Annotated in this window: 1 pseudogene; it reads left to right on the top strand. The window is 63.7% G+C overall.

Features of this window, described 5'->3' with window-relative positions:
• Window positions 1-942, top strand: a pseudogene (locus AC1DVR_RS23590) (DNA-binding protein); the annotation flags it as partial.

The following is a 942-nucleotide window of genomic DNA, read 5'->3' as shown; positions in this document are numbered from 1 at the left end:
CGGGTGACCAGGGGCGGCAGAATCAAGTCTGGGACGCGATCAAAAACTCCTGGAATAAAGAGCCCTATGCGATCCGCCGCATGCTGACAGAAACCTCAGTACGGGCCACCGACCGCCGGGCGATCTTCGTCGGGATCGAGGCCTATGAGGCGGCGGGCGGGACCGTGGCCCGCGACCTGTTCCAAGGCGATGACGGTGGGTGGTTGGAAGATCCGGCTCTGCTTGACCGCCTTGCCAATGAGAAGCTCAAGGCCGAGGCGCAGGCGTTGGTATGCGAGGGCTGGAAATGGATCGAGGTTACCACCGACCAGCCCTATGGCTTCAGCTATGGTATGCGCCGCCTTCACGGCGAACCTGCTCCGATGTCGGAAGCAGAGGCCGCAGACCACGCCAGACTGCTGGCCGAATACCGATCGCTGGATGCCGAATGGTCGGAAGCCGACGATATCCCCGAGGACGTCGACGCCCGCCTTGCTCAGCTCGCGGAGTCGATGGAGGCTCTTGAAGCGCGTCCGATGATCTTCGATCCGGAGGAGATCACGCGGGCAGGGGTCTTTGCGACCTTTGACAGGGATGGACGGCTTGTCCTCCACCGTGGCTTCGTTCGTCCCGAAGACGAGGCGCAGGTTGAGGTGTCGGAAACCGGCGACACGGTGGGGCAGGGTGGTGAACCCCAGCCCCTTTGCTCGGATCGGATGCCGGCCTACGGCAACGGCGTAACGACGACCGTGGTCACATCAGGTGGCCAGCCGCTTTCCACTGCCTCCGAAGATGACGACGACGGGGTGCTGAAGCCGCTCTCGGAACGCCTGGTGATGGAGCTCACCGCCCACAGGACACTGGCGCTTCGCGAAGCCGTTGGCCGCTTCCCTGAAGTCGCCCTGACCTTGCTTCTGCTGAAGTTGGTGACCGACACGTTCCGCAGCTCGTCCGCCACCGGCT

Source organism: Rhodobacter sp. P2_H5 (genome assembly GCF_056403335.1).
Note: the sequence above shows the minus strand (reverse complement) of the source record. Positions and strands in the feature narration are given on the sequence as shown.